At 52.8% G+C, this 26382-nt stretch carries 24 protein-coding genes and 2 pseudogenes; 17 read left to right on the forward strand and 9 right to left on the reverse strand.

Annotation, left to right across the window (positions count from 1 at the left end; all coding sequences use genetic code 11):
* Window positions 1-77: 77 nt before the first annotated feature.
* Window positions 78-443, forward strand: a complete 366-nt coding sequence (locus BQ5462_RS07655; protein ID WP_071142758.1) for an ACT domain-containing protein — start codon at window positions 78-80, stop codon at window positions 441-443.
* A 33-nt stretch (window positions 444-476) separates the two neighbouring features.
* Window positions 477-683 (forward strand): hypothetical protein, encoded by a 207-nt coding sequence (locus BQ5462_RS07660; protein WP_071142759.1) that lies wholly within the window; start codon window positions 477-479, stop codon window positions 681-683.
* Between the two features lie 8 nt (window positions 684-691).
* On the opposite strand, the gene BQ5462_RS07665 is transcribed toward BQ5462_RS07660, so the two are convergent.
* On the reverse strand, window positions 692-1285 hold the full coding sequence (locus BQ5462_RS07665) for a TetR/AcrR family transcriptional regulator (RefSeq protein ID WP_071142760.1): 594 nt from the start codon (window positions 1283-1285) through the stop codon (window positions 692-694).
* Here BQ5462_RS07665 and BQ5462_RS07670 point away from each other — a divergent pair.
* The 4 genes and pseudogenes from BQ5462_RS07670 to BQ5462_RS11795 form a co-directional block, all read left to right on the forward strand.
* Window positions 1284-2102: a DsbA family oxidoreductase gene (locus tag BQ5462_RS07670; RefSeq protein ID WP_268873074.1), complete on the forward strand. Its 819-nt coding sequence runs from the start codon at window positions 1284-1286 to the stop codon at window positions 2100-2102. The genes BQ5462_RS07665 and BQ5462_RS07670 overlap by 2 nt on opposite strands.
* Window positions 2103-2116: 14 nt before the next feature.
* On the forward strand, window positions 2117-2758 hold the full coding sequence (locus BQ5462_RS07675; protein WP_071142761.1) for an MBL fold metallo-hydrolase: 642 nt from the start codon (window positions 2117-2119) through the stop codon (window positions 2756-2758).
* Between the two features lie 43 nt (window positions 2759-2801).
* On the forward strand, window positions 2802-3791 hold the full coding sequence (locus BQ5462_RS07680) for an NADH:flavin oxidoreductase (protein WP_071143347.1): 990 nt from the start codon (window positions 2802-2804) through the stop codon (window positions 3789-3791).
* A 490-nt stretch (window positions 3792-4281) separates the two neighbouring features.
* Window positions 4282-4428, forward strand: a pseudogene (locus BQ5462_RS11795) (IS256 family transposase); the annotation flags it as partial.
* A 77-nt stretch (window positions 4429-4505) separates the two neighbouring features.
* On the opposite strand, the gene BQ5462_RS07690 reads toward BQ5462_RS11795, so the two are convergent.
* Entirely contained in the window at window positions 4506-5162 is a 657-nt protein-coding gene (locus BQ5462_RS07690; protein ID WP_071142763.1) for an SIMPL domain-containing protein, read from the reverse strand.
* Window positions 5163-5410: 248 nt separating this feature from the next.
* Between BQ5462_RS07690 and BQ5462_RS07695 the strand changes: the two genes are divergently transcribed.
* The 5 genes from BQ5462_RS07695 (at window position 5411) to BQ5462_RS07715 (ending at window position 13380) form a co-directional block, all read left to right on the forward strand.
* Window positions 5411-6172, forward strand: a complete 762-nt coding sequence (locus BQ5462_RS07695) for a hypothetical protein (RefSeq protein WP_071142764.1) — start codon at window positions 5411-5413, stop codon at window positions 6170-6172.
* A 33-nt stretch (window positions 6173-6205) separates the two neighbouring features.
* Window positions 6206-6646 (forward strand): hypothetical protein, encoded by a 441-nt coding sequence (locus BQ5462_RS11170; RefSeq protein ID WP_143038039.1) that lies wholly within the window; start codon window positions 6206-6208, stop codon window positions 6644-6646.
* Between the two features lie 580 nt (window positions 6647-7226).
* On the forward strand, window positions 7227-10562 hold the full coding sequence (gene hsdR, locus BQ5462_RS07705) for a type I restriction-modification system endonuclease (protein ID WP_071142766.1): 3336 nt from the start codon (window positions 7227-7229) through the stop codon (window positions 10560-10562).
* Entirely contained in the window at window positions 10559-11977 is a 1419-nt protein-coding gene (locus tag BQ5462_RS07710) for a class I SAM-dependent DNA methyltransferase (protein ID WP_071142767.1), read from the forward strand. The genes hsdR and BQ5462_RS07710 overlap by 4 nt, the downstream gene beginning before the upstream one ends.
* Complete coding sequence (locus BQ5462_RS07715) at window positions 11977-13380, forward strand: restriction endonuclease subunit S (protein WP_071142768.1); 1404 nt, start codon at window positions 11977-11979, stop codon at window positions 13378-13380. The genes BQ5462_RS07710 and BQ5462_RS07715 overlap by 1 nt, the downstream gene beginning before the upstream one ends.
* 61 nt (window positions 13381-13441) lie before the next feature.
* On the opposite strand, the pseudogene BQ5462_RS10960 reads toward BQ5462_RS07715, so the two are convergent.
* Window positions 13442-13540: pseudogene (locus BQ5462_RS10960) on the reverse strand (peptide deformylase); the annotation flags it as partial.
* 71 nt (window positions 13541-13611) lie between these two features.
* On the opposite strand from BQ5462_RS10960, the gene BQ5462_RS07720 reads away from it, so the two are divergent.
* From BQ5462_RS07720 to BQ5462_RS07730, 3 genes are all read left to right on the forward strand, one after another.
* Window positions 13612-14094 (forward strand): prolyl-tRNA synthetase associated domain-containing protein, encoded by a 483-nt coding sequence (locus BQ5462_RS07720; protein ID WP_071142769.1) that lies wholly within the window; start codon window positions 13612-13614, stop codon window positions 14092-14094.
* 244 nt (window positions 14095-14338) lie between these two features.
* Window positions 14339-14989, forward strand: a complete 651-nt coding sequence (locus BQ5462_RS07725) for a DUF3298 and DUF4163 domain-containing protein (protein WP_159429682.1) — start codon at window positions 14339-14341, stop codon at window positions 14987-14989.
* Between the two features lie 255 nt (window positions 14990-15244).
* On the forward strand, window positions 15245-16108 hold the full coding sequence (locus tag BQ5462_RS07730; protein WP_071142771.1) for a pyridoxamine kinase: 864 nt from the start codon (window positions 15245-15247) through the stop codon (window positions 16106-16108).
* A gap of 185 nt (window positions 16109-16293) precedes the next feature.
* Here BQ5462_RS07730 and BQ5462_RS07735 read toward each other — a convergent pair whose 3' ends face one another.
* From BQ5462_RS07735 to lexA, 3 genes are all read right to left on the reverse strand, one after another.
* Window positions 16294-17472, reverse strand: a complete 1179-nt coding sequence (locus BQ5462_RS07735) for a PP-loop family protein (RefSeq protein ID WP_071142772.1) — start codon at window positions 17470-17472, stop codon at window positions 16294-16296.
* Between the two features lie 208 nt (window positions 17473-17680).
* On the reverse strand, window positions 17681-18709 hold the full coding sequence (gap, locus tag BQ5462_RS07740) for a type I glyceraldehyde-3-phosphate dehydrogenase (RefSeq protein WP_071142773.1): 1029 nt from the start codon (window positions 18707-18709) through the stop codon (window positions 17681-17683).
* Between the two features lie 462 nt (window positions 18710-19171).
* Window positions 19172-19819: a transcriptional repressor LexA gene (lexA, locus tag BQ5462_RS07745; RefSeq protein WP_235819605.1), complete on the reverse strand. Its 648-nt coding sequence runs from the start codon at window positions 19817-19819 to the stop codon at window positions 19172-19174.
* Between the two features lie 549 nt (window positions 19820-20368).
* Here lexA and BQ5462_RS07755 point away from each other — a divergent pair.
* The 3 genes from BQ5462_RS07755 to BQ5462_RS07765 are packed head-to-tail and all read left to right on the forward strand — an operon-like array spanning window position 20369 to window position 22391.
* Window positions 20369-21220 carry a bifunctional hydroxymethylpyrimidine kinase/phosphomethylpyrimidine kinase gene (locus BQ5462_RS07755; RefSeq protein WP_071142775.1) on the forward strand — a complete coding sequence of 284 codons (852 nt, stop codon included), beginning with the start codon at window positions 20369-20371 and terminating at the stop codon, window positions 21218-21220.
* 7 nt (window positions 21221-21227) lie between these two features.
* A complete protein-coding gene (locus BQ5462_RS07760) occupies window positions 21228-21785 on the forward strand; it encodes a TIGR04002 family protein (RefSeq protein WP_071142776.1) in 558 nt (185 codons plus the stop codon).
* Between the two features lie 6 nt (window positions 21786-21791).
* Window positions 21792-22391, forward strand: a complete 600-nt coding sequence (locus BQ5462_RS07765) for a TIGR04100 family radical SAM protein (protein ID WP_071142777.1) — start codon at window positions 21792-21794, stop codon at window positions 22389-22391.
* A gap of 12 nt (window positions 22392-22403) precedes the next feature.
* On the opposite strand, the gene BQ5462_RS07770 is transcribed toward BQ5462_RS07765, so the two are convergent.
* The 3 genes from BQ5462_RS07770 to BQ5462_RS07780 all read right to left on the reverse strand — a co-directional run bounded on the left by BQ5462_RS07770 (window position 22404) and on the right by BQ5462_RS07780 (window position 26348).
* Window positions 22404-23630, reverse strand: coding sequence for a dicarboxylate/amino acid:cation symporter (locus BQ5462_RS07770; protein WP_071142778.1), 1227 nt, complete (start codon window positions 23628-23630; stop codon window positions 22404-22406).
* 183 nt (window positions 23631-23813) lie between these two features.
* Window positions 23814-25049: a peptidase T gene (gene pepT / locus BQ5462_RS07775; protein WP_071143349.1), complete on the reverse strand. Its 1236-nt coding sequence runs from the start codon at window positions 25047-25049 to the stop codon at window positions 23814-23816.
* A gap of 51 nt (window positions 25050-25100) precedes the next feature.
* Complete coding sequence (locus BQ5462_RS07780) at window positions 25101-26348, reverse strand: methionine gamma-lyase family protein (RefSeq protein WP_071142779.1); 1248 nt, start codon at window positions 26346-26348, stop codon at window positions 25101-25103.
* Window positions 26349-26382 lie beyond the last annotated feature (34 nt).

A 26382-nucleotide genomic window follows, 5' to 3' on the forward strand; every position in this document is an offset into this window, starting at 1 on the left:
TGAATCAGATTGGCTGGTCGTATTATATTCGTAATGGCGGGTACTACTATTGATTGTGAACTAGCGGGGGCAGGGAAATGGAACTGAAGAAAATCGAATACAAGCTGACGGTCTGTAAGGTGGCAGATGCATCCGAGATCGATATGGCCGCTGATTTTTACTTTGTCGGGAAAACGGATGAAGAAGTGTCGCTGGTGTGCAGGACAGAGAACACACCTGCAAAGACGGTAGAACGGGATGACGGGTGGAGAGGCTTCCGCATTCAAGGCGTCCTTGACTTTTCGCTCATCGGCATCCTGTCGAAATTGTCCGGGATCCTTGCCAAACATGAGATCGGCATCTTTGCGATATCCACGTACAATACAGACTACATTTTGGTCAAAGAAGAAAACTTTGCGCGGGCATTGAGCGTCTTGGCTGCGGAAGGCTATCGCGTCGTATGATTTCCGGGTGCCAGGGAAGTGGAGGATGAGCGCATGACGATCCAATCCTTGAGCTATATCGTTGCGGTGGCCGAGGCGGGGTCCATCACGCTGGGCATCCTCTATCTGTGCGGCAGGAATGAAGCGTTCCTGCGGAAGACGATGGATGAGATGGAGCTGCGCTTCCAGGAACTGTTCACCGCCGCTCCGCATGCCTTCCTTCGGTATGCTGAAGGGCCGAAGGAGTATAGTTTGGAATGAGCTGTTTTTTAGGCAAGATAAGTTTTTAACATCCGTTGAACAGCCATTTCCAGCTTCATCTTGCCCTCGCTGAGACACCACTCGAAGATACAGCCCTTTACAATCGTGCAGATATCCGCACTCATTTGGTGGATATCTGCATTTTTTTGTATGAAGCCTTCTGCCTGTGCCTTGACAAACTCCTGCTCGCATCTGGCCATGACCGTTCCAGCGGCAAACTTCCCGTCTTTTTCTCCCATATAGGTGTGGAGTGCCTGATTGTCCGGCGTGTAAAAACTACGCATAAAAGCTATGCCAAGGTTCATGTACTTCCGGATAAGGAGCATATATAATTCTGCTATGCGTCCGGCAATATCGGAGGGTGGAGCCGTAAGCTCGACTGTCTCGAAGGAGAGCCCTCGCACAAAGTGCATCATCAGGTCATCCTTATTACGGAAGTGATAATAAAATGTTCCCGTGGCAATATCCGCTTTCTCGCAGACACGCCGCACCGTGATACAGTCCGCGCCTTGTTCCTCGATGAGGGCTATGGCCGCAGCTATGATTTTTTCCTTATTTTCTTCGGGATTGTCCTTTTTAGGAGGACGACCACATTTTTTCATGTCGCTTACCTTCTTCAAAATTATTTTTAGAACACGTTCTATTTTTATTGACATTATATACTGCCCTGTGTATAATTGCAATATCGAACAAGTTCTATATATTGCTAAGGAGGCACGGAAAATGAAAATCGAATTATGGTCGGACTACGCCTGTCCCTTCTGCTATATCGGTGAGAAGCGGCTGGAAAAGGCCTTGGCGGAAATTGACGGCGGAGATAAAGTGGAAATCGAATTCAAGAGCTTTGAACTTGACCCTTATGCCAGCCGGGATGTCGTTTCCTCTACGGTAGATCGTTTTGCCGCGAAGTATCATCTGAGCAAAGAGGAGGCAGCAGAGCGTATTGAAGCCATCTCCCGCATGGGCAGGAGTGAGGGAATCGACTTTCGCTACGTCTCTACACGTTACACCAACACCTTTGACTCCCTGCGTCTCACGAAATATGCCCAGGAAAAAGGGAAAACAGGAATTATCACGAAGTTATTTGATGCTTACTTCACCAAGAATCTGAAACTCAGCGACCATGATGTGCTGACACAAATCGCAGGCGAATGTGGCTTGGACAAGGACGAAGTGACTGCAGTGTTGTCCGGCGACCGATACGCCGATGAGGTACGCGCCGATGAGCAGGAAGCAATGGAGCACGGCATTCACGGCGTACCCTATTTCCTTATCAACGGCAAGTACACGGCATCAGGTGCACAACCGACGGCCATGCTGAAAAAAGCCATCGAAAAGATACTGGCTGAGGAAACGTCAGCAGCAACATCATTAGATGGCATGGTCTGCGGGGCGGATGGCTGTCATTTTGCGCAGTAAGGCGGGGGAGCATCATGATTTTATCGTTGCCCGTGACAGGCGTTTTTAACACCAATGCCTACTTTTATGTTGATGATGCCACAGGACACGGCTTTTTGCTCGACCCCGGCGCAGAAGCAGATACTCTTTTAGCCGTTATTCGACAAAGAGGATTCGTCATCGAAAAAATTCTGCTCACCCATGGACATTTCGACCACATGGGTGCCGCAGCGCAAATCCAGGATGCACTGTCCATCCCTATCTGTATGCACGAGAGAGGGCGGGAATATACAGAGAATCCTCGTTGGAATCTCTCGGAAGGTTGCGGGCTATATATCAAACTGGATGATGTGAGCTATTTGCCGGACGGGAGCAGGATCGCCCTCGAAAGGAATCCTGTATTTTCTTTGACCATGCACTACGTTCCCGGTCATACTACGGACAGCGTATTCTATTATAGCGCCAGGGACAATGTGGCCTTCGTGGGTGATTCCATTTTCAAGAACAGTTTCGGGCTGACACATTTTCCCGGTGGGGATGAGCAAACATTGATGCAGAGTATCACACAGCGTATACTGAAACTGCCGCAGGAAACCGTCTTGCTGTCCGGACATACGGAACCGACTACGGTGGGGGCAGAACGGGAACGCTCGTGGTATGCGCCATTTTTGAACTGATTTAGGGGAGAAAGACAGAGTGGAAGAAAAATACGAGCTGGCAATGAAACCTATGACCATAGGGAATTTGACATTAAAAAACCGTATCGTTATGCCGCCCATCGCAACCTATCAAAGTACAGAGGACGGAAAAGTAACGAGCAAAATGCTGGAGTACTACGGAATGCGGGCAACAGGCAGCAATCTCGCCATGATAATCACGGAACACAGCTACATTGATATTTGCGGCAAGGCGCGAAAGAACCAACTCTCCATCTCCTCCGATGAGGATATTGAGGGATTGAAGCGGCTGGTGGATACCATCCATCAAGGCGGTGCAAAAGCAATAGCGCAACTGAATCATGCCGGCAGTGCCGCACCCTCTGATGTTACAGGAGAAAGGGCAGTAGCTCCGAGCAGCGTGATCCTCCCCGTCTCGCCGATGATGGGTGACGGAACTGCACCGGAAGAATTGACCGTATCGCAGATTGCTGAAATTGTGGAGCAATTCGCCTGCGCTGCTAAGAGAGCAAAGGCGGCGGGATATGATGGTGTTGAAATCCACTCTGCTCATGCTTATTTGCTGAACCAGTTTTATTCGCCGCTCACCAATCATCGAGAGGATGACTACGGCGGTGACATAGAAAGGAGGCTGCGGATTCATCGGGAGATCATTCAATCTGTGCGTAGTGCCGTCGGCAAAGAATTTATGCTTTCCCTTCGTTTAGGTGGCTGTGACTACGCTGAAGGCGGCAACACGATTGAAGACAGTGTATATGCCAGCAAGGCATTGGCCGATGCCGGAGTGGATATGCTTAACATCACCGGAGGAATGTGTCGCTACACACGGCAAGGGCATAACGAGCCGGGTTATTTTCAGGATATGTCCAGTGCTATAAAAAAAGCTGTCTCCATTCCCGTCATGCTGACGGGGGGAGTTAAGACCTTAGAAGATGCAGAAACTCTCCTAAAAAATAATGCTGCGGACTTGATTGGGGTTGGCAGAGAGATTTTGAAGAATCCGTACTGGCTAATGGAACAAATGGAAAAGTGACAGAACTTGTCCAATTTAGGGGGGAGCAAAATCCCCACCGAGGGGGTGCAAATGCACCCCCTTCTCTTTTCCTCAAACAAGTACCGCAGGACCATCTATCGATGCAACGGAAAGTTCAAGGTGTACAGCAAAGACGATATCCGAGTGACCTTCAAGGACGGGACGGAAATCAGAGCATAAAAAGTCAGGGCAGTTTGCCAACTGAATGGCAGCTGCCCTGACTTTTTTATAATGATATATTCTTTTGTCCTTCCCTGAAAGGGAAGGGGGACCGTCCGTATGGACGGTGGATAGGTCTCACATCGGCAGTGAGACCCCTTACCCGCCAAGCGGGCCCCTTCCCTCTTTTCCACGGGACTAGGAGACTCCTCTTCGTCGTCTCCGTCGCGGGGGACACAAAATCCTTCCCAAAAGACAATATCCGGCAATGCCCGGACATGTTCCGCCTCTGGGGAAAGAATTGTGTGGAATACCACGGTTTCATCTCCATAAGCTTCTCTACCTCCGTGTTCTTGAGCTCAAGAACACCAAATGGAAGGGCAAAGGAAAGGTCTTTAACTGGCAGGCTGTTATGAACCAATTATTGATTGACGAACGTATGAGCAAACTAATCGCTAAATACGATTGGTTAATCTAAAAACACAAAATTCTTGACATCCCCGCGTAGTGCTGATCGCCCTGATCAGCCCGCCACAGGTCTGCTTTTTACTCCTCTTACTGAATCTCCCACACAATGGTCACCGTATCGGACGCCTGGATATCATCCGGTTCAATGTCCAGGTCACAGCTTTCTTCCGCACACATCAGGTGAGGCTCCAGACATTCCAACGGCCGTTCTTCGAAACGCATCTCACTCCAGGAATAATCGATGGAAAGCATGGCTCCCAGGGTGACTCCCGCTGCAGAAGTAAGCACGTTTGCTTTTTCTCTGGCATCTTTGACTGCTTTACCCAGCAGCTGGTTCTTAACGGTTTCCGGATCCTTCACAGTATAGCTCAGGTGGAATTCAGGGTTCAGGGGACTTTTGGCCAGGACATATACAATCTTTCCCAGCCGCCTGTTGTCAGAGTCGAATTCGACCTTCAGGACATGAGTGAAACGATAGCCCACAAAACGGGTCTTATATACATCGTCCTCTTCATAGCGTTCCGTCTCCGTATCCACGGAAAAACGCAGTGTCTTCAAGTCGGCTGGTGCAAAGCCGAACGGCGCCAGCAGCTTCTTCAAAGTCTCGGTCTGCCGGGCTGCCTGCTGCAGAGTTTTCCCATATTCCGGGCATACGTCGGTCAGTTCCATGGTGATCCTCGTCATATCCGGATGGACCTTCAAATTCCCCTTACCCGTGACGCGGATGGTTCTGCTCTTTTCCATAAGTCATTCCTCCTGTGGCTTCTCAGCCTTTTTGATCTATTTGTCATTGTAGCAGAAGTGGATTCCAAACAGGTCGCCTGCAGGGCGACAAATAAACCTTGTCTGTCCCTGGCCTGTACCTCCGCAGTTTACTTTGTTTCGTAGGTGCTGATCGGTGATCAGCCCGCTCCAGGCCTGGGAATTTTTCTGATTCTGTCCATTCTTCTACCCACAGAATCTGATACAATAAAAGCAGAAAGGAAGTCAATATGATGAAAATTTTTAAAAAATCGTTGATGCTACTTACCCTGCTTCTTTGTTTCTGCTTCATTCCCTTTGCCTTTGCATCCTATGACCCAACCCCGGGAATCCTGTCCAGACTCCAGGGACAATGGTATGATGCCTCCGGTAAAGTAGTCCTAGATTTCCAGGGCAACACTGTAAACGGCTGTACCATCGTGGGGGCCTACAATCCTGCCGGAGGCAGCAGCGATTTCAGCTGCATCATCCGGATTATCGAAGCTCAGGGCTACCGAGACCTGCCGATTATCGGTGAAAATCTGTATAAAGGTAGTTATCATTCTCATGTCATCATGAACGATGACAATCAGGATGAACGGAAAGGTACGCTGCTCCTGCATGCCCCGAATGCGCAGTACTATGAATCCGTGGGTGGGATCGGCCTGGATATGCCTGCAACTGAAGTCCAGGCTAAATATGGCAGCCCTGATTCTATCCAAAGCGTAAAGCCCTGGATTCAACTGGATACTTGGCAATACCAAAAATTGGGTTTGGAACTGACCATGAGGCATGGCCGGGTCTGGATCATAAAGATGTATCGTAATGGTGATCGCCATTTCGACCGTACTGGCTTCAACTGTGCCAATGCACCTTTTGAATTCCAGGAAGCCTATGGTTTTAAACGGGCTCCAAAAGCTGGCCAATACGGAGCCTACGGCATCGGCCACGGCGAATTTCTGTGGTTCAATGACTATCCGAACAGCATCACATTATCCACGTTCTGGAATTAAGCCGTAGCATTTTATAAAAAAGGACTCATTTCAATGTCCAGAAGCGCAAAAGTCAGATACGTTGGTTTAGATCCTAACCTGGTCACAGGCCATTTCACACACGGTAAGGTTTATTCTGCCTATTATATTGAATTCTGGCTGGGAGTAAGAAATGGGCTGGTTGCCAAAGATGACAATGGAGAGATTTGGGATTTCAATCAGCTTGATCAATTTGAGATACTGGAAGACCCAAATCATGTACTGAACGACTTCGTTGCAATCGTCAAATGCATAACTCATCGATATGATGATAACGCAGAGGACTTGAACTACGGAAAGTGCTATGAAGCCATCGGTTGTAACGAGAACGGTTTTTACCTGGTTATGGATGAAAGCTTTGATTGTTACTGGTACCCGGCTTCCTGTTTTACAGTCATCCATGATCCACACCATTTGCTGCAGCCTGGAAGTATAACTACGGATTCCCCGATGTAAGGTATCATCTTATCGCTAATACCATCGCCCAGGAAGCCCCATACCATGCGGCATGGGGCTGTTTGTTATCATACTGGAACCTCGCTTGCCGCAAGTTTCTGCAGGCGGGCGGGTCGCCGACCCGCCCTACGGGGTTGCGGTCGCACACTCCGGGTGTTACGGTCGCAGAATACGTTTCGGGGGCGGGTCCGCCGCTGGCAGCCCCCTACGAATACCGTGATGGATGGGTTGCTCTGTTGTCGTATGTCGTTATAAAACACCGTCACTGTAGGGGCGCACCAAGACCGGCGAAGCCGTGTCGCCCGGTGCGCCCGTCCCAGGTATGTGCCATCAGGGAAGTCCGTTCTCCAGATTCCTTCCCTGAAAGGGAAGGGGGACCGTCCGTATGGACGGTGGATAGGTCTCACATCGGCAGTGAGACCCCTTACCCGCCAAGTGGGCCCCTTCCCCCTTTTCCACGGGACTAGGAGACTCCACCAAAGAGCGGGAAAAATACCGGAAAAACCGCCGCATTCCCTCCGCTTTCAGAAATATGCTATAATATTTATATTCCAGTTTTTGACAGAGGAGAGATACGGGCATGAGCAACTTTTCTTTTTTACAGGATCAATTCCCCCTGCTGGCCGAACTGGGCGAAAAAGGGGAGCACTATCTCTATACCGACCCCAACGCCTGCCTGTTCAAGCTCCGGTTCCTGGGAGAAAAAGTGGTGGAGCTCATGTTCCAGTACGACAAGGAGCCCGACCCCACCGACCACTCCCAGGTCCAGCGCATCCGGTACCTGGAGGCTGAAGACTACCTGCCACGTACAGTGGCCGACAGCCTGACAGTCCTGCGTAAAGTGGGGAACAAAGCCGTACACGACAACTATGCCTCCGAGCGGGATGCCGGCCTTTGTCTGCAGGTGGCCTATGGCATCTGTGAATGGTTCATGGCAACCTATGGGGATTATCGGTACACCCACAGGCCTTTTGTGCTGCCTGAAAAAGCCCCGGCGCCCACCATTGTGCCTTCCGGCCCCGTTGTCCCTGCCCCTGCACCGACCACGCCTTCCATCACCCCCAAAGAGCACTCCCTGGCCAACGTTGCCCTTCAATCAGCCCGGAAGGCCCCCAAAGTACCCAAAAAGCAACGGATCGCCAAAAACGCCGATGTAGCCTACCATCGGGATATCAGCGAAGCGGAGACCCGGTACCTCATCGACGCCCAGCTGCGCCAGGTGGGGTGGGAGGTGGATTCCCTGAACCTGACCTACGCCAAAGGCACCCGTCCTGCCCGCAATACCTGCCGGGCCATCGCCGAATGGCCCACCGCAGCCACAGACCCCACCGAAACCAGCGCCCACAGGGCCCATCGGGCCGATTATGCCCTGTTCATCGGCAAGCAGCTGGTGGGCATCATCGAAGCGAAGAAACGGTTCAAAAACGTGAGCAGCGTGCTGGACGGCCAGTGCCGGGAATACGCCACCCACATCCGTCCCCAGGACCAGGCCTATCTGATGGGCAAGTGGGGCGAATACCAGGTCCCTTTCCTGTTTGCCTCCAACGGCCGGCCCTACATCCGCCAGTGTGAAATCGAAAGCGGCATCTGGTTCCGGGACGTGCGTCACCCGGACAACCCGCCCAGAGCCCTGCTGGGCTGGATGAGCCCCGACGGACTCCGTACCCTGCTGGAACGGAACATCCCCAAAGAAAACAAGGCCCTGGAAGCCCTGGGAGACTGGCTCCTGAAAGACCCCAATGGCCTCAACCTGTACCCGTACCAGATTACGGCCGTGAAAAAGGCGGAGGAAGCCGTACAACAGGGGAAAAAGCGGATCCTGCTGGCCATGGCCACCGGTACCGGAAAGACACGGGTCATCCTGGCCCTGATCTACCGGTTCCTGAAAAGCGGCCGTTTCCATCGGATCCTGTACCTGGTGGACCGGAACACCCTGGGCGAACAGGCCTTCGACAAATTTACGGAAGTGAAACTGGAAGACCTGAAGACCCTGAACCAGATCTATAACGTGAACCAGCTCACCGACACGGCCCTGGCGCCGGAAACCAGGGTGCAGATTGCCACGGTCCAGAGCATGATCCGCCGCCTGTTCGGCCGTACTGAAGAAGCCATCCCTTCCGTATCCGCCTTTGACCTGGTCATTGTGGACGAAGCCCACCGGGGCTACCTGCTGGATAGGGAAATGAGCCAGAACGAACTGGTGTACCGGGATGAGGCCACCTACCAGAGCCAGTACCGCCGGGTGCTGGATTACTTCGACGGAGTGAAAATCGGTCTTACGGCCACCCCGGCCCTGCAGACCACGGAAATCTTCGGCAAACCCGTCTACCAGTATACCTACCGGGAAGCGGTCATCGATGGCTACCTGATCGACCACGATGCCCCCGTCCAAATCGAAACGGAACTGTCAAAAAACGGCATCCATCTGAAGAAGGGGAGCCAGGTAAAGGTGCTGCAGCCCGACGACCCGGGCAACGTGGATACCACCACCCTGGCCGACGATGTGGATTTCGACGTGGAAGACTTCAACAAAAACGTGATCACCGAAAGTTTCAACCGGGCCGTGCTCACGGAGCTTTCCAGGCACATCGATCCCTCCAGCCCCCGGGACAGCGGCAAAACCCTGATCTTTGCGGCCACCGACCGGCACGCCGATATGGTGGTGCAGCTGCTGAAGGAAATCTATGGCAAACTGGGTGTTTCCGCAGATGCCATCATGAAGATCACCGGGGCTGCCTGCGGGGGAGACCGGAAAAAGATCAACGACGCCATCAAGCGGTTCAAGAATGAGGATTACCCCTCCGTAGTGGTCACCGTGGACCTGTTGACCACCGGGGTGGATGTGCCTTCCATCACCAGCCTGGTGTTCCTGCGCCGGGTAAAGTCCCGCATCCTGTTCGAACAGATGCTGGGCCGGGCCACCCGCCGCTGTGACGCTATCCACAAAGCCAAATTCGACATCTACGATGCGGTGGGGGAATTCGCCCAAATGGCCAGTGTCACCTCCATGAAGCCCGTGGCCACCAGCGTCACCACCACCTTTAAGGACCTGTTCGCCGGGCTGAAGGCCCTTACCGGAGAAACCGGCATCCAGGAACAGGTGGACCAGATCGTGGTGAAGCTCCAGCGCAAATGGCCCCGGCTGCAGCCCGATACCCAGAAAAAGCTGCTGCTTGCCTTGGGCACAACGGACGTAAAGGCCTATGTGCACCAGCTGCGGCAAAAGCCCCTGGAACAGGTGAAACAGGACCTTTTGAGCAGGGAAAAGGCACTGACCCGGCTGGACAGCCACAGCTACGAAATCATCGACCCCAAACCCCTGTACATTGCCGATACCCAGGATCAGATCGTGGAAATCACCCGTGGCTACGGCAAGGACAATATCACGAAACGGCCCCAGGACTATCTGGATGAGTTCACGGACTTCATCCGCAGCAACGAAAACCAGATTGCAGCCTTGCACATCCTGTGCACCAAACCCCGTGACCTGAAGCGCAGCGAGCTGAAGAAACTGGTGGCCGAACTGGACCTGGAAGGGTATACCGAAAAGAAGCTGAATACGGCGCTGAAGGAAGTCAGCAGTCAGGACATGGCCGCCGACATCATCAGCCTGATCCGGAAAGCTGCCCTGGGTTCACCCCTGGTGAGCCACGAAGAACGGGTCCGTCGGGCCATGGCAAAGCTGCGGCAGAACCATACGTTTACCAAAACGGAAGAAAACTGGCTGAAGCGGTTCGAAGATGTGCTGCAGAACGAAGAGATCTTCAACCGGGAAAGCCTGGATGAAGACAGCCGGTTCAGGAAAGCCGGCGGTTTCAACCAGATCAACAAGGCCTTTGGCAACCAGCTGGGGGCCATCCTGGATGAACTGAACGACTATTTATATGACGATACCAATGGAGGAAATCTGGCGTGAATACCCAGGAAATCGTACAAAAGCTGTGGAATCTCTGCAACGTACTGCGGGATGACGGCATTACCTATCACGAATACGTCACCGAACTGACCTATATCCTGTTCCTGAAAATGGCCAAGGAGACAGGCGCCGAAGCCCATATCCCCGAAGCCTACCGCTGGGACGTACTGGCCCGGAAAAGCGGACTGGAACTGAAGGAATACTACCAGCAGCTGCTTTCCGAACTGGGAAAGAACGGGACCGGTCGCATCCGGGAAATCTACGAGGGAGCCCAGACCAAGATCGACGAGCCCAAAAACCTGGAAAAGATCATCCGGACCATCGACGAACTGGACTGGTTCTCCGCCCGGGAAGAAGGGCTGGGGAACCTGTACGAAGGACTGCTGGAAAAGAACGCCAACGAGAAAAAATCCGGTGCCGGCCAGTATTTCACGCCCCGGGTGCTCATCGACGTAATGGTACGGCTCATGAAGCCCCAGCCCGGAGAACGGTGCAATGACCCGGCCTGTGGCACTTTCGGGTTCATGATTGCGGCCCACGAATACGTGCGGCAGCAGACGGACGATTTCTTCAGCCTGGATCAGGATACGGCCGATTTCGAAGCAGGGGATGCCTTTACCGGCTGTGAGCTGGTCCATGACACCCACCGGCTGGCTCTGATGAACGCCATGCTCCACGATATGAATGGTACCATCACCCTGGGGGACACCCTGTCCAGCCTGGGCGAAAGCTTCAAAGACTACGATCTGGTGCTGACGAACCCTCCCTTTGGGACGAAGAAAGGCGGGGAGCGGGCCACCCGGGAAGACTTGACCTTCCCCACCAGCAACAAACAGCTGAACTTCCTGCAGCACATCTACCGCTCCCTGAAACGGGGCGGCCGGGCGGCCGTGGTCCTGCCCGACAACGTGCTCTTTGCCGACGGCGACGGGGAAAAGATCCGGGTGGACCTGATGGACAAATGCAACCTCCATACCATCCTGCGCCTGCCCACCGGCATTTTCTACGCCCAGGGGGTAAAGACCAATGTGCTGTTCTTTACCCGGGGCCAGAGCGATACGGATAACACCCGGGAAGTGTGGTACTACGACCTGCGCACCAACATGCCCTCCTTTGGCAAGACCCATCCCCTGGCCAAAGAGGACTTTACCGGATTCGAGGCCGCCTATGGAGCCAGTGACCGGGCCGCCGTAACGGACGAACGGTGGCAGTGCTTCACCCGGGAAGAAATTGCCCGGAAAGGGAACAGCCTGGATCTGGGGCTGATCAAAGACGACAGCGTACTGGATTACCAGGACCTGCCAGACCCCATCGAAAGCGCCCGGGAGGCCGCCCAAAACCTGGAGGAAGCCACCGGCCTGCTCCAGCAGGTGATCCAGGAACTGGAAGCCTGCCAGAAAGGGGAGGATGCCTGATGGCCGGAAAGAAACAGTCTTTCACCCCGGAAGAAAAGCTGGCCCGGGCCCTGGTGCCCCAAGACCAGCAGCCCTACAAGCTGCCGAAAGGATGGGTGTGGACGAGGTTAGAAAATATAGCGGAATTAATTACGGGTAATACACCTAGCAAAAAAGAACAGACCTATTATGGTAATGATGTTCCATTCTATAAACCAGCTGATTTAGATGCTGGAAGACATGTTTGTACTCCATCAGAATATTTAAGCAAAAATGGAGCTGCTGTTGGACGTTTAATACCTACAGGTGCTACGTCAGTTTGTTGTATAGGTTCAATTGGCAAATGTGGCTTTATAGAAAATCCAGGTTGTACAAACCAACAAATAACTTCTGTAATCCCTTATTTTAATAATCTCTATATTTATTACTTATGCCAATCCCCTTTATTTCAAACAGAACTAATTGAAAAATCATCATCTACTACTATTTCTATCGTAAATAAAGCTAAAATGGGGAAATGTATTATTCCTCTTCCTCCTCTCCCGGAACAGCAACGGATCGTGGCCCGCATCGAGAGCCTGTTCACCAAACTGGATGCCGCCCGGGACAAGCTCCAGCAGGTGCTGGATACCCAGGAAGCCCGGAGAGCCGCCATTCTGCACAAGGCGTTCACGGGGCAGTTGACGGGGCATAAAGGCAGTGCAGAGTGCAGAGGAAAGAGGGAAGAGGAGAGGTCGAAAAATCCGGAAGGGACGGAGTTCGTGCCAGAGGGGTGGAAAAAAGTCAAGCTAACCGAAGTATGTGCCATTAATCCCAAAAAGATTTCTACTAAAGGACTTGATGACTCCCTTAAAGTATCTTTCTTTCCAATGGCATCATTGGATGAGCGTCTTGGCAAGATTACGAAACCAGAAATAAGGACTTTAAGCGAAGTAAAAAAAGGCTTTACAAATTTTAGCGAAGCTGATGTTGTATTGGCTAAAATCACACCCTGTTTTGAAAATGGAAAAGCTGCTATTATTGGACCTTTAATGAATCATATTGGTTATGGTACAACTGAATTTTTTGTATTGAGATCAACTCAAGATTTATACAACAAATTTCTTTTTTATTTTATTCGAAGTCCTAAATTTAGAAGTGAAGCGAAGGCACATATGACAGGAGCAGTAGGACAGCAGAGAGTACCAAAGGATTTTATTGAAAACTACAACTTTATGTTACCTCCATTGGAAGAACAGTGTCGTATTGTTGATATTCTTGATTCTTTGTTAAACAAAGAGTATCAAGCTTCTACAATTGCCCAAAGCTCTTTATCTCAAATCGACCTGCTGAAAAAAAGCATCCTGGCCCGAGCGTTCCGGGGGCAGCTGGGCACCCAGGATCCTTCCGACCCCGATGCCCGGGAACTGCTGACTAGAGACTAGTGACCAGTGACTAAAGACTAGTGACGGGGGTGTGAAAATCATTTTTTCACGCCCCCATTTTTTAAATCAAAATCCCCGCCAGATGGTCCACCTCGTGCTGGATGATCTGGGCCGGGAACCCCGTGAATTTCAGCGTCTGCGGCTTGAAATCCATGTCCTGAATTCTACTGGGTGAAGGAAGTGCTGAAGCCTGCAAAAAAGAAGGCTACAGCAAAGAAATAGAGGGTAACCATGGACAAAGAAGAAACCTGCCAATACCTGACTGAACAGCATATCCCCTATGAAGTGACGGAACACAAGGCCGTGTTCCACATGGGGGAACTGGATCCTTCCAAATTGCCCTATCCTGACTGGCTGGCCAAGAATCTGCTGATCCGGGATGATAAAAAACGCAACTATTTCCTGATCACCGTAAAGGGAGAGAAGCGGGTGGACCTGAAGACCTTCCGCCGGGAACACGGCCTGCGGCCCCTGTGTTTTGCCTCAGCTGCCGATCTGCAGGCCATCCTGGGCCTGACCCCCGGTTCGGTCACGCCCCTGGGTATCCTGAACGACAGGGAGCATCGGGTCCATTTCCTGATGGACGAAGAATTTGCCGGGCATAAGATCGGCATTCATCCCAACGACAATACGGCCACCGTCTGGCTGCAGGCAGACGATCTGCTGGAACTGATCCGAAAACAGGGAAACGAGGCAGGGTTAATCAGGATTTGATTCTACACTATCAGTGTAGGTGCTGATTGCTCTGATCGGCCTGTCCTAGGCCTGCGTTTTGTTGTTAATTGCTTGCAAATGCAATTAATATATGCCATTCTGAGATAAATAGAATGGAAAGGGATTTTATGTTATATTCTCCTTCATCTGTGCTATACTGAAAAGTAAGAAAATACAACAAATCGACAAGCACCGAGTCTCAACTATGAACGATGAACTTGCAATCTCCCTGGAGGTGATCTTTATGAAACGGAAAGCAGTGTTGGGATTCATCCTGGCGGCGCTTTTAAGCCTGCCCCCGCTGGCAGGAGCCAGTGTTCGAGAAGAAACAGCTTCGGCCATCAATTACAAGATGCGTTACCCGGTGGTGACCGTGGAGAAGAACGCTGCCGCCCAGGCGGCCATCAATGAGGACATCCAGAAATACGTGGACAGTTTCCTGAACCAGTACAAAGGCGGCAAGTTCTATCGTGGCAATTTTTCCTATAAAGTGCAGTATGAAGATGACCAGGTGATTTCCCTGACAGTGGCCGATTACCGCTACAACCAGGGGGCTGCCCACGGATATACAAATACCTATGGCTTGAACTACAGCAAGGTCACGGGGGAAAAGCTGCCTCTGAGTTATTTCGTAAAGGTGCGTCCGGAGGACAAGATGACGATTCTGCGCCAGCCCATCATCGACAGCAGGGGGGAGCGGGTACCCCTGGAAAAGACTTTTGCCACGGGCCGGTACATCTCTACCATCAAGATTTCCAGCAACTACTACATGCTGGGCGATGGAGCCCTGGCCCTGATCTATCCGCCCTACAGCCTGGCCTGTTACGCCATGGGCACCCTGCACATCGACCTGTCGCCCCAGATCATAGATTACTTCAATCGCAAGAACCAGTAGAACCTAACCTGTGTCCCCCTGGAAGGGGGAAAGGGCCCGCTTGCGGGTAGGGGGTCCAGCACCCGATGTTAAATCTTTCGTCCGATGTTAGACCCTACCACCAGCCATTCGGCTGGTCAGCTACGGCATAAGCGATGAGTTCCACGCTAAAGCGTGGGCTCCCTGCTTACCCCTCCCCTTTCAGGGGAGGACATTTTTTATTGCAATTTATATGCTATAATGATACTAAAACGCAAATAAGGAGGAATTACACCCATGAAAATAAAACGTGTTCTGGCCATCCATGATCTCTGTTCCTTTGGCCGCTGCTCTTTAACGGCCGCCATCCCGGTGCTGTCCGCCATGGGGCACCAGGTCTGCCCGTTCCCCACGGCGCTCTACAGCAACAACCTGACCTACGGGAAATTTGTTTCCCGGGATCTGACGGACCTGATGCCCAGCTATATGGACCAGTGGCAGGAACTGAAACTGCCTTTTGATGCCATCTACAGCGGGTTCCTGGCCGGCCCTGGCCAGGTGGAAGCCGTAATCTCCGCCATCGACCGGTTTGCCACCGGTGATCAGCTGGTGGTGGTGGACCCGGCCATGGGGGACGACGGCAAGCTGTACCCGGTCTTCGATTCTTCCATGGTGGAAGCCATGAAAAAACTGGTGGCCAAAGCCAGTCTGATTACCCCCAACTATACAGAAGCCTGTCTGCTGACGGGGACGCCTTATAAAGCCGGTGCCCCCACGGACGATGAACTGGATACCCTGTGTGAAAAACTGCTGGCCATGGGGCCCAAAGCGGTGGTAGTCACCAGCGTACCCTGTGCCGAAGACAAGATCCGCATCGCCAGCATGGAAAAGAATTCCCTGTTTCCGGAATCCTACCTGGTCACCAAACAGCCCTTTGCCACCTGCGGCACCGGCGATGTGTTCGCCAGCACCCTGGTGGGGTACCTGCTGAACGGCCGGGATCTGAACCGGTGTGTCCAGGAAGCCGCCGATTTTCTGAGCTTTGTCATCGACACCACAATCAAGGCAGGGACGGATCCCCATGAGGGCGTAGTCCTGGAAGGCTGCCTGTGGAAGCTGCTGGTTCCCCAGACAAAGAACTGCACCACGTGTATGGCTTGAAAGCCAGTCACTAGTCTCTAGCCGAAAGAAGCCAGCTTTGCTGGCAATAAAGAAGGGGGTGTGAAAAAAATGCTTTTTCACACCCCGTCACTAGTCACTAGTCTCTAGTCACTAGCTGATGGAAGCCAGCTGACGCTAGCGAAATAAAGGCGCTGTGGATGATTTTTTCACAGCGCCTCTTTTTTTTACTCAAAATCCTCTAAAAAACGATGTTCCTTCCCGTGGAGCTTGTATTTTAGCACCGTGTCCAGGTTCACATTTTCCAGGGCGTGGAAGATATTGGCCGGCACTTGGGAATTTTCTTTTTCCAGGCTGGCAATCAGCTTCTTTACTTCCAGCCGCTTGGAGTCGGTGGTACCGTCCGTATGGCAGGTGGAGCAGGTTTCCGTGAATTTACAGGCGCACTGGATGAAGTACAGCCCGTTTTCATCCCGCCAGCTCTTGATGTCCCGTTCCCGTACATAGTACAGGGGCCGCAGCAGCTCCATACCCGGACAGCTGGTGCTTTTCAACCGGGGCAGCATGGTACGGATGGCTCCGGAATACAGCATGCTCATCAGATTGGTCTCGATGACATCATCGAAATGATGCCCCAGGGCGATCTTGTTGCAGCCCAGTTCCCGGGCCTTGCGATACAGGTAGCCCCGGCGCATCTTGGCGCACAGGTAGCAGGGGTTGTCCTCCACATGGAACACGTTTTCAAAGATGTCCGTGGAGAAAAAGGTCAGGGGGACCTGGAGCAGCTTGGCGTTTTCCTCGATGACCTTCCGGTTCATTTCGTTATAGCCCGGATCCATGCATAAAAACACCAGATCGAAGGGGAACTTATTGTGGCGCTTCAACTCCTGGAAACACTTGGCCATGAGCATGGAATCCTTGCCTCCGGAAATGCACACGGCAATCTTGTCCCCGGGCTGGAGCATGTCATACTCGCAGATGGCCTGGACGAACTTGTTCAGGATCCGCCGCTTGTATTTCCGCCGCAGGGAGGTCTCGATCCGTTTCAGCCGATTCTCGTCCTGGGCCGCCAGTTCCGCGTCCTTTTTTAGCTTCTGCTGCAGCCACAGGGAATAGCCGCCGGTCAGGGAAACGGCTGTATACCCCTGTTCCCGCAGATTGGCCGCCAGGCCCAGGCTGATTTTGCCCCACATGCACAGGCACACCAGCAGTTTGTCTTCAGGCAGGTCCACGGCGCCCTGCTGCAGGGCCAGAGGGTCCACATTCACAGCGCCGGGCAGGGACCCCCGGCCAAAAGCCGCCGTATCCCGGATATCTATCAAATACACCTGGTCAGCCGGCAGTGCCGCCAGTTCTTCCAGCGAAATTTCTGCCTTATTTTCCCAGGCATCAGTCAAAGCAGTCATGTATGGGTACTTCCTTTTCTACAATATAATGTAACTATTTTACCATAAAACCTGCCTGTAGAAAAATAAAACATTCCAATCCAACTCCCAGGTCGCCCAACGGGCCATTTGTTTTTTGCCAGCATCAGCTGGCTTCCTTCGGCTAGTGACTAGTGACTATAAGCTAAAAAAGAGGCACCGCCGCAGCGATGCCTCTTTTGCTTGATTGTCAATGTGCCCGATTGTATTTGTCCATGGTGGCAACCAGATCCAGCACCTTGCTGGAATACCCGAATTCGTTGTCATACCAGGCAATCACCTTTACAAAGTTGTCCGTAAGGGCAATGCCGGCCTTGGCGTCGAAAATGGAAGTGTAGGAGCAGCCCAGGAAATCGGAGGATACCACGTCCTCATCGGTATAGCCCAGGATCCCTTTCAGGTTGGTTTCCGAAGCCTTCTTCATGGCGGCGCAGATTTCTTCGTAGGTGGCCGGTTTTTTCAGGTTCACTGTCAGATCCACCACGGAAACATCCAGCGTCGGTACCCGCATGCTCATCCCCGTCAGTTTGCCGGCCAGTTCCGGGATCACCTTGCCCACAGCCTTGGCCGCCCCGGTGGAGGAGGGGATGATGTTGCAGGCGGAGGCACGGCCCCGGCGCCAGTCCTTCACGGACGGTCCATCCACCGTATGCTGGGTGGCGGTAATGGAATGCACCGTGGTCATCAGCCCGGATTCGATCCCGAATGCATCATTCAGGACCTTGGCTACCGGTGCCAGGCAGTTGGTGGTGCAGGAAGCATTGGAAACGATCTTTTCCCCATGGTAGGTGTCAGAGTTCACGCCCATCACGTACATATCCGGCTGCTTGCCGTCGGCGCCCTTCTTGGAGGGAGCGGACAGCACCACGTATTTGGCCCCGGCTTCCAGGTGTTTGGAAGCCAGTTCATGGGTCAGGAAGCGGCCGGTGCATTCCACCACATACTCCGCACCCACTTCATCCCATTTCAGGTTGGCCGGATCTTTTTCCGCCGTAATGCGGATCTTGTGACCGTTCACAATCAGATCCCCGTCTTTTTCATCAATTTCCACAGTGCCGGAGAAACGGCCATGGACCGAATCATATTTCAGCAGATAGGCCATATAGTCCAGGGGCAGCAGGTCGTTGATGGCAACCACCTGCATATCATCCCGCTGCTCAGCCACACGCAGTACAAACCGTCCGATACGTCCAAACCCATTGATTCCGATTTTGATCATACCAAGTCACCGCACTTTCTCTATCATCAATTTCTATTCTATTTGCTTTCAGGAATTCCCTTCACTTATAGTATGACAGCATTGGACAAATTTTGCAACCCATGGTCAAAATTTGTCCCGCTACCAGTCAAAGTGCTTGTGCCAGCAGGAATTTTTCCGAAACCGTCTGTAACAATGTTACAAAAAGCCGGACGACTTGCAAAAGAGATGGATGGTTCAACCCACCTGTCAGCTGCGGCTATGGATGATCAGCTGGTGAGTATTGCCGGCGATACCCTCTCCTGGGCCTGCGACGGCCGGAGATGGATCGATGAATAAACCAAAAAACGCAAAATCGCTCACAGACGTCCAAATTTCGTCTGTGAGCGATTTTTGCTGATTTTATGAGTAAGTACATGCGGCATATAGAAAAATCGTCTCTGAAGTCAAATTCAGAGACGATTTTTTGAATCATTTTTTGAATTACAGGGTACGGAACACGGCAATGACTTTTCCCTTGATTTCAATGTTATCGGTCCCCACAATGGGAGTGTAGGCATCGTTTTCCGGCTGGAGACGGATCTGTTTCAACTCCCGGAAATACCGTTTGATGGTGGTTTCCTCACCATTGACCAGTGCCACCACAATATCCCCATTGGTGGCATAATTCTGTTTGCGTACGAACACATAATCGTGATCCAGGATTCCGGCATCTTTCATGCTGTCGCCTTCCACCACCATCATAAAAACATCTTCCTTGCATCCAATCAGATCCAGGGGGATGGGGTAGGTGTCCTCAATATTTTCCACGGCCAGCATGGGGTCACCTGCATGGACAGCGCCCACCAGGGGAACGGGGACCATGCTCTTTTTTCTCCAGCTGATTTCTTCTGTCAGGCCGTAGGTACGGGGTTTTTCAGGGTCCCAGCTGACAAAACCGGCTTCTGCCAGCTTTTTCAGGTTGTTGTGCACAGAGGCACTGGAAGAAAGGCCCACAGCCTTGCCAATTTCACGGACGGAAGGGGGGTACCCGTTGGAAAAGATATATTGTTTGATATATTCAAGGATCTGGCTCTGCCGGGCATTGATGGAACTCCGGGAACCCATTTTCTTATCAGTCGCTTCAGCCATAGGACAACTCTCCTTATCATGTCAGTCAAACAACAGGGCTCAAATCGGAAATCATACCACTGTTGATGAAAAAGTATTGGAATCAAACGACCGGCAATCCAGGCGAACGAAATGTCGGCTTTGAGGTCAATTCAGCAAGTTACACTTTTATTAAGTATAACAAGAAAACAATTGTGTGTCAAACAACTGTTTGAGCTCCAGGAAGTTTACCTGCATACAAAAAAGAGAAAGTGTCCCGACACCAATGGACACCCATTTTTTCGAGAAAATTTTACGTCCTATAATATATATTATGTTAATAAATGTTGATAAAACGATGGGGGCCTTTGTCTTTCATCACAGGATGGGCCTGAAAACATGCACAGTTCTGCTTAAAAATTTCTCAAATTGGTTCTTTTTTGTCAAGTGGTTCCATGGTATAACTGGATTCGTACTCACAAAGACCTGAAAGATTCCCATCACTGGCTTATGGAATGTTAACTTTCCCTGACTATAGGGTTCCCATCTTATATTTGATCAATCTGATTTTCTTGCAAAGGAGTTTTTGCCATGCACCAACGTGTTGCTGCCATCAATGATCTGTCCGGCCTGGGACGATGTTCGTTGACGGCTGATATTGCGGTCCTGGCTGCCATGGGGCTGGAATGCTGTCCGCTGCCTACGGCGGTACTGACCACCCAAACCGGGTATCCGGGTTACCGTTGTATCTCTCTGACAGATCATATGGAAGACTATCGCCTCCACTGGGCGCAGCTGGGTATGGCGTTCCAGGGAATCCTTTCCGGATATCTGGCCACCCCGGAAGCTGCGGACCAGGTGGAAGCCTTCCTGGATCGCTTCCAGAAGCCGGATACATTGTATTTGTGTGATCCGGTGCTGGGTGACAATGGCCATGTCTACCGGGGCTTTTCAGCAGCTTCCATACGGGCCATGGAAAAGCTGACCCTGCGGGCGGATCTGCTGACCCCCAATCTGACAGAATTCTGCATCCTGACCGGCACGGACATGGACCCCATATTCAGGATGGGCCGGGAGGAACCGGCGGAGCTGTTCCAGGTATTGGAGGAAAAGGCTTCTCTTTATAAAGGGAAGAAGCTTGTCATTACCGGCATCCCCCACTCTTCACCAGAAGGTGAACACCTGGTCACCAATCTGGTTTTGACAGAGGGCCACCCTGTTCCGGTGACCTTTCCCCATCTGGGAGGCACCTATTCCGGTACCGGAGATCTCCTTGCTGCAGTCCTTCTGGGAAGCCAGCTCCAGGGCCGGGACCTGATCCAGGGCGCACGGCTGGCGGGAACACTGATCGGCCGGGCCATCCAATCCTCCAAAAAGGAAGGGACCCCCTGCAACGATGGTATCAACTATGAGCCTTACCTGTTTTTATTGAGAAAGGAATGATCAACGGATGAAACGACAAAGAACCCCTCAGGAAAAACTCCGGCTGCTGGTGCTGACCGGTCTGTTTGCCGCTGTGATCTGCCTGTTTACTGCGTACATTTGCCATATTCCTATGGGCGCCAACGGCGGTTACCTGCATTTCGGAGATACGCTGATTTACGTAGCCGCGGCTCTGCTGCCCCAGCCCTATGCGCTGCTGGCGGCATCCATCGGCGGCGGGCTGGCCGATCTGCTGACAGCACCCATGTGGGCACCGGCCACCATCCTCATCAAGGCGCTGATCACCCTGCCGTTTACCTGGAAGGGCCGGAAGCTCCTGTGCACCCGGAACCGGATTGCACCCTTTGTTTCCTGGATTCTTTCCACCATCGGGTATTACCTGGCGGAAGGCCTGCTGTTCGGCCAGTATGCAGCCCTGATCACCTCTGTGATGGGTAGTGCCCTGCAGTCCGGCGGCAGCCTGCTGTTCTTTTATCTGGTGGCTGGCGTGCTGGACCGGCAGGATGTCAAAAGTAAAGTTTTCACAGACAGCGGTTCCCGGCTGTCTGCTGTGGAGAAAGGATGATTGTAAATGGCAAAGATCTTATATACCTATAAAGATGGCGTATACGCCAACCTGACCAATCTGTGCAACTGCCGTTGTACCTTCTGTGTCCGGTTCCAGCACCAGGGCATTGGGGATGCCCCCACCCTGTGGCACAAGGTGAATCCCACCTGGGAACAGGTAAAGGCAGCGGTGGATGCCTTTGATTTTACCGGTTTCAAAGAGCTGGTGTTCTGCGGGTACGGAGAACCTACCTGTGCCCTGGATCTGATGCTGCAGACGGCCCGGTACGTAAAAAAAATCCACCCGCAGATGAAACTGCGGGTGAATACCAATGGCCTGGGCAATCTGGAAAACAGGAGGGATATCGTTCCGGATCTGGCCCAGGTGCTGGATGCGGTTTCCATCAGCCTGAATGCCCCGGATGAAGCCGATTACAACAAGGTGACCCGCCCCACCCTGCCGGGTGCTTATGAGGCCATGCTGGATTTTGCCCGGGAATGCAGGAAAGCCATTCCGGACACCCGGATGACCGTGGTGGACGTGCTGCCGCCGGAACAGATCGAAGCCAGCCGGAAGGTGGCGGAAAGCTGTGGCATCAAGTTGCGGGTGCGCCATTTCAGCTGATCCGTACAGGGTTTATTTCTTCTTCTTTTCGTCCAAAATGTGTGACACGATGATGGCGCAGGAAGCGTCACCGGTGATATTCAACGTGGTACGACCCATATCGAAGATCCGATCCACGCCAGCCACCAGGGCAATGCCGTCCACGGGCAGGTTCACGGACGCCAGCACCATGGCCAGCATGATCATGCCGGCTCCGGGGACACCGGCGGTGCCTACAGAAGCAAGGGTGGCGGTGAGCACGATGGTCAGCATCTGAGGCAGAGTCAGGTCGATGCCATAGCAGGACGCAATGAAGACGGCGCAGACACCCTGATAGATGGCCGTACCATCCATGTTGATGGTGGCACCCAGAGGCAGGGTGAAGCTGACCACTTCTTTGGAAGCCCCCAGTTTAGAGGCACATTCCATGTTGATGGGCAGGGTCCCTACGGAGGAGGCACTGGAAAAGGCAAAGATCATGGCAGGCATCATGCCCTTGAAGAATTTCAGCGGGCTCATACCGCCAATGGCCCGTACGGCCAGAGAGTACACGATGATGGCGTGCAGTGCATAGGCAATGTAGGCACACAGGATGACCTTGGCCAGGGAGCCGATCACCGCCGGACCGTTCTGGGCCACCACCGGGCACAGCAGGCAGAAGACACCGATGGGCGACAGGGACAGGATCATTTCCATGACTTTCATGAATACATCGTTCCAGGTATTGATGAATTCAGCGGCCTTCTCCCCTTTCCTGCCCAGGGCGATGATGGCGATGCCGATCAGGATGGCCATGACGATGACCTGGAGCATGTTGCTGCTGTTTAGGGGGGCAATGAAGTTGGAGGGGAACAGATCCACGATCATCTTCATGAAACCCGGATTGGAATTTTTCACTTTATAGGCCAGGTTGGCTGTGGACAGTGCGGGAAACGCCCCTTTGAAGCTGTTGGCGATGACCAGTCCGATGGTGACGGCCACGGCGGTGGTAAAGAAATAATATACCAGGGTCAGACCGCCGATGGAGCCTACCTTCCGCAGATCACTGAGGGATACCACCCCTGCCATAATGGAAAACAGTACAATGGGGCCTACTACGAATTTCACAAGATTCAGAAAAATTGTTCCAAAAGGTTTGATGTAATTCACGGCCAATGGCACATTTCCCTGGAGAGCCAGACCTGCCACAATGGCCAGGATCAGAGCAATGAAGATTTGTGCGGCCAGCGGCATTTTTTTCTTCGGTTGGACAGCATCCATAGTAAACAACCCCTTTCATTACGCATGGTAAAAAATAATAAAACTGTAAACCTCTACAGTACAGTCATTATAGCATATTTACAGTTCAAGGTACAGATATTTTTTTCAGAATATTAAAATTTCAGCAATGAAAAAGGATCCTCTCCCCGGTATGGAAACAACCGGGGTGGGTCCTTTCGCGTGTTACTTTTCTTCGGCAATGGCGATGACGGTTTCGCAGGCTTTTTTCAGAGACGGCAGGGGCAGATATTCGAACCGGCCGTGGAAATTGGCGCCGCCTGTGAACAGGTTCGGGCAGGGCAACCCTTTATAGGAAAGGACGGCTCCGTCGGTACCGCCCCGGATGGGACTGATCACAGGCGTCACCCCCACCTTTTCCATGGCTTTTTTGGCCCGCTCCACCACATCCATGTGGCCGTCTTCGATGACACTGAGCATATTGTAATATACATCATGGCAGCTTACTTCCACGCTGCCGGCTCCGTATTTGGCATTGAAAAACTCCGCCATTTTTTCCAGCAGTGCCTTCCGGGCCTGGAATTTTTCCCTGTGGTGATCCCGAATCAGCATGTCCATGCGACAGGTTTCCACACTGCCCTGGATGCCATACACATGGAAGAAGCCTTCCCGGCCTTCGGTGTATTCCGGCTTTTCTCCGGCCGGCAACATTTCCTGCCATTCTCCGGCCAGGGTCAGGGCATTCTTCATCTTTCCTTTGGCAGAACCGGTATGGACACTGCGACCGTGGAAGGTGATCACCGCGTTGGCCGCATTGAAATTCTCGTATTCCAGGCCGCCCAGTTCGCCGCCGTCCACGGTATAGGCAAAATCGGCGCCGAATTTCTCCACGTCGAAATACCGGGTCCCCCGCCCCACTTCTTCATCGGGGGTAAAGCCCAGGCGCAGGGGGCCGTGTTTCACCTCCGGATGATCCAGCAGATATTCCACAGCCGTGACGATGGCGGTGATGCCCGCCTTGTCGTCCGCTCCCAGCAGGGTGGTACCGTCGGTGAACAGGATATCCTGTCCCTTGTATTGCAGCACTTCCGGGAAATCCCTGGTGGAAAAGAGGATGCCCTGTTCTTTGTTCAGGACGATGTCCTTGCCGTCATAGTTCCGGACCAGCACGGGCTTCACCGGGCCTCCGGGAGCATCAGGAGCCGTATCCATATGGGAGATGAAGCCGATCACCGGGCCTTCTTTGCCGTTGTTGGCCGGCAGGGTGGCCATCACATAGCCGTGTCCATCCAGAGAAACGTCACTGAGGCCCAGGGCCTTCAGCTGGTCAGCCAGATGCCTGGCCAGCACCATCTGGCCGGGGGTACTGGGAGAAGCCTGGGTATTGGTTTCATTGGACTGGGTGTTGAACGAAATATACTCTTCAAAACGATGGAGCAGTTTTTCCTGTAAAGTGTCCATGGACATGCATTCCTTTCCAGAGTCAAGTTACGATGCTACTGAAAGCTCCTGTTACTTGCCTTCCTGTCTGGCCATGATCTGTCTGGCCGCAGCCATGACGGCGATCCGGCCGTGTTCGAAGGTCAGGCCGCCCTGCATGAAGACCTTGTAGGGGGCCCGCATGGGACCATCGGCGCTCAGTTCGATGGAAGCCCCCTGTACGAAGGTGCCGGCTGCCATGATGATGTCATCCTGATAGCCTGGCAACGGAGACGGTACCGGGGTCACATGGGCATCGATGGGAGAATGGGCCTGGATGGCTTCGCAGAAGGCACACAGGTTCTCCGGGGTCTTCAGGGTAATGGTCTGGATGATGTCGCTGCGTACCTCATCAGGCAGCGGAGACACTTCGAATCCCAGGGCCTGGAAGACGGAAGCGGCGAACATGGAAGTCTTCACAGCCTGCAGGACTACGTGCGGTGCCATGAACAGGCCCTGGTAGAATTCCCGGGCCGTGTCCCCCAGGGTACAGCCCATTTCGCCGCCCAGGCCGGGAGCCGTCAGACGATAGGAAGCCTGTTCCACCAGGTCTTTCTTCCCCACGATATAGCCGCCGGTGGGAGCGAAACCGCCCCCCAGGTTCTTGATCAGGGAACCGGCCATCAGATCGGCCCCCACTTCCGTAGGTTCCTGTTTCTCGATGAATTCCCCATAGCAGTTGTCCACAAAGCAGATGATATCGGGGCGGACAGCCTTCACAGCCTGGAAGATCTCCCCGATTTCGGCCACGGTCAGGGTCTTCCGCCTGCTGCTGTACCCGCAGGAGCGCTGTACATGGATCAGACGGGTCCTGGGAGTGATGGCCTTCAGCAGGGCCGGGATGTCGGGATGGTCGCCTTCCATGGGGATTTCCCTGTAGGTGACCCCCATGTCCACCAGGCTGCCCGGCGTCTTCACCGGATACCCGATGATGGTCTGCATGGTGTCGTAGGGTTCCCCTGTGGCGCCGATCATTTCATCCCCCGGCTTCAGGTTCCCCAGAAGGGCCACGGCCAGAGCATGGGTGCCGGAAACGAACTGGGAGCGGACCAGGGCCGCTTCCGTCTTGAAAATGTCCGCATAGATCAGGTCCAGCTGATCCCGTCCCACATCGGAATAACCATACCCGGTGGTGGGTTTCAGGTAATAATCAGCCACCTGGTATTTGGCAAAGGCATCCAGTACCTTTTTGGTGTTGGCCAGGGCCGCTTCTTCATGGATTTGGGTATGCCGGGCAACGGTGTCCAGCGCTTTTTTCTCAATTTCATCCCATTGGATCATTTAGGTTCTACTTCCTTCCCGTCGCATTTTGCAT

The organism is Acidaminococcus timonensis, from assembly GCF_900106585.1.
GTDB classification, from domain to species: Bacteria; Bacillota; Negativicutes; order Acidaminococcales; family Acidaminococcaceae; genus Acidaminococcus; species Acidaminococcus timonensis.

Coding starts and splice junctions, on each gene's coding strand:
- BQ5462_RS07720 (WP_071142769.1), top strand. CDS start 13,612: ATGGACAAAGAAGAAACCTGCCAATACCTGACTGAACAGCATATCCCC.
- BQ5462_RS07715 (WP_071142768.1), top strand. CDS start 11,977: ATGGCCGGAAAGAAACAGTCTTTCACCCCGGAAGAAAAGCTGGCCCGG.
- BQ5462_RS07660 (WP_071142759.1), top strand. CDS start 477: ATGACGATCCAATCCTTGAGCTATATCGTTGCGGTGGCCGAGGCGGGG.
- BQ5462_RS07765 (WP_071142777.1), top strand. CDS start 21,792: ATGGCAAAGATCTTATATACCTATAAAGATGGCGTATACGCCAACCTG.
- BQ5462_RS07695 (WP_071142764.1), top strand. CDS start 5,411: ATGATGAAAATTTTTAAAAAATCGTTGATGCTACTTACCCTGCTTCTT.
- BQ5462_RS07760 (WP_071142776.1), top strand. CDS start 21,228: ATGAAACGACAAAGAACCCCTCAGGAAAAACTCCGGCTGCTGGTGCTG.
- BQ5462_RS07755 (WP_071142775.1), top strand. CDS start 20,369: ATGCACCAACGTGTTGCTGCCATCAATGATCTGTCCGGCCTGGGACGA.
- BQ5462_RS07730 (WP_071142771.1), top strand. CDS start 15,245: ATGAAAATAAAACGTGTTCTGGCCATCCATGATCTCTGTTCCTTTGGC.
- BQ5462_RS07690 (WP_071142763.1), bottom strand. CDS start 5,162: ATGGAAAAGAGCAGAACCATCCGCGTCACGGGTAAGGGGAATTTGAAG.
- BQ5462_RS07780 (WP_071142779.1), bottom strand. CDS start 26,348: ATGATCCAATGGGATGAAATTGAGAAAAAAGCGCTGGACACCGTTGCC.
- BQ5462_RS07670 (WP_268873074.1), top strand. CDS start 1,284: ATGTCGCTTACCTTCTTCAAAATTATTTTTAGAACACGTTCTATTTTT.
- gap (WP_071142773.1), bottom strand. CDS start 18,709: ATGATCAAAATCGGAATCAATGGGTTTGGACGTATCGGACGGTTTGTA.
- pepT (WP_071143349.1), bottom strand. CDS start 25,049: ATGGACACTTTACAGGAAAAACTGCTCCATCGTTTTGAAGAGTATATT.
- BQ5462_RS07735 (WP_071142772.1), bottom strand. CDS start 17,472: ATGACTGCTTTGACTGATGCCTGGGAAAATAAGGCAGAAATTTCGCTG.
- BQ5462_RS07675 (WP_071142761.1), top strand. CDS start 2,117: ATGATTTTATCGTTGCCCGTGACAGGCGTTTTTAACACCAATGCCTAC.
- BQ5462_RS11170 (WP_143038039.1), top strand. CDS start 6,206: ATGTCCAGAAGCGCAAAAGTCAGATACGTTGGTTTAGATCCTAACCTG.
- BQ5462_RS07725 (WP_159429682.1), top strand. CDS start 14,339: ATGAAACGGAAAGCAGTGTTGGGATTCATCCTGGCGGCGCTTTTAAGC.
- BQ5462_RS07770 (WP_071142778.1), bottom strand. CDS start 23,630: ATGGATGCTGTCCAACCGAAGAAAAAAATGCCGCTGGCCGCACAAATC.
- BQ5462_RS07680 (WP_071143347.1), top strand. CDS start 2,802: ATGAAACCTATGACCATAGGGAATTTGACATTAAAAAACCGTATCGTT.
- BQ5462_RS07655 (WP_071142758.1), top strand. CDS start 78: ATGGAACTGAAGAAAATCGAATACAAGCTGACGGTCTGTAAGGTGGCA.
- lexA (WP_235819605.1), bottom strand. CDS start 19,819: ATGGCTGAAGCGACTGATAAGAAAATGGGTTCCCGGAGTTCCATCAAT.
- hsdR (WP_071142766.1), top strand. CDS start 7,227: ATGAGCAACTTTTCTTTTTTACAGGATCAATTCCCCCTGCTGGCCGAA.
- BQ5462_RS07665 (WP_071142760.1), bottom strand. CDS start 1,285: ATGAAAAAATGTGGTCGTCCTCCTAAAAAGGACAATCCCGAAGAAAAT.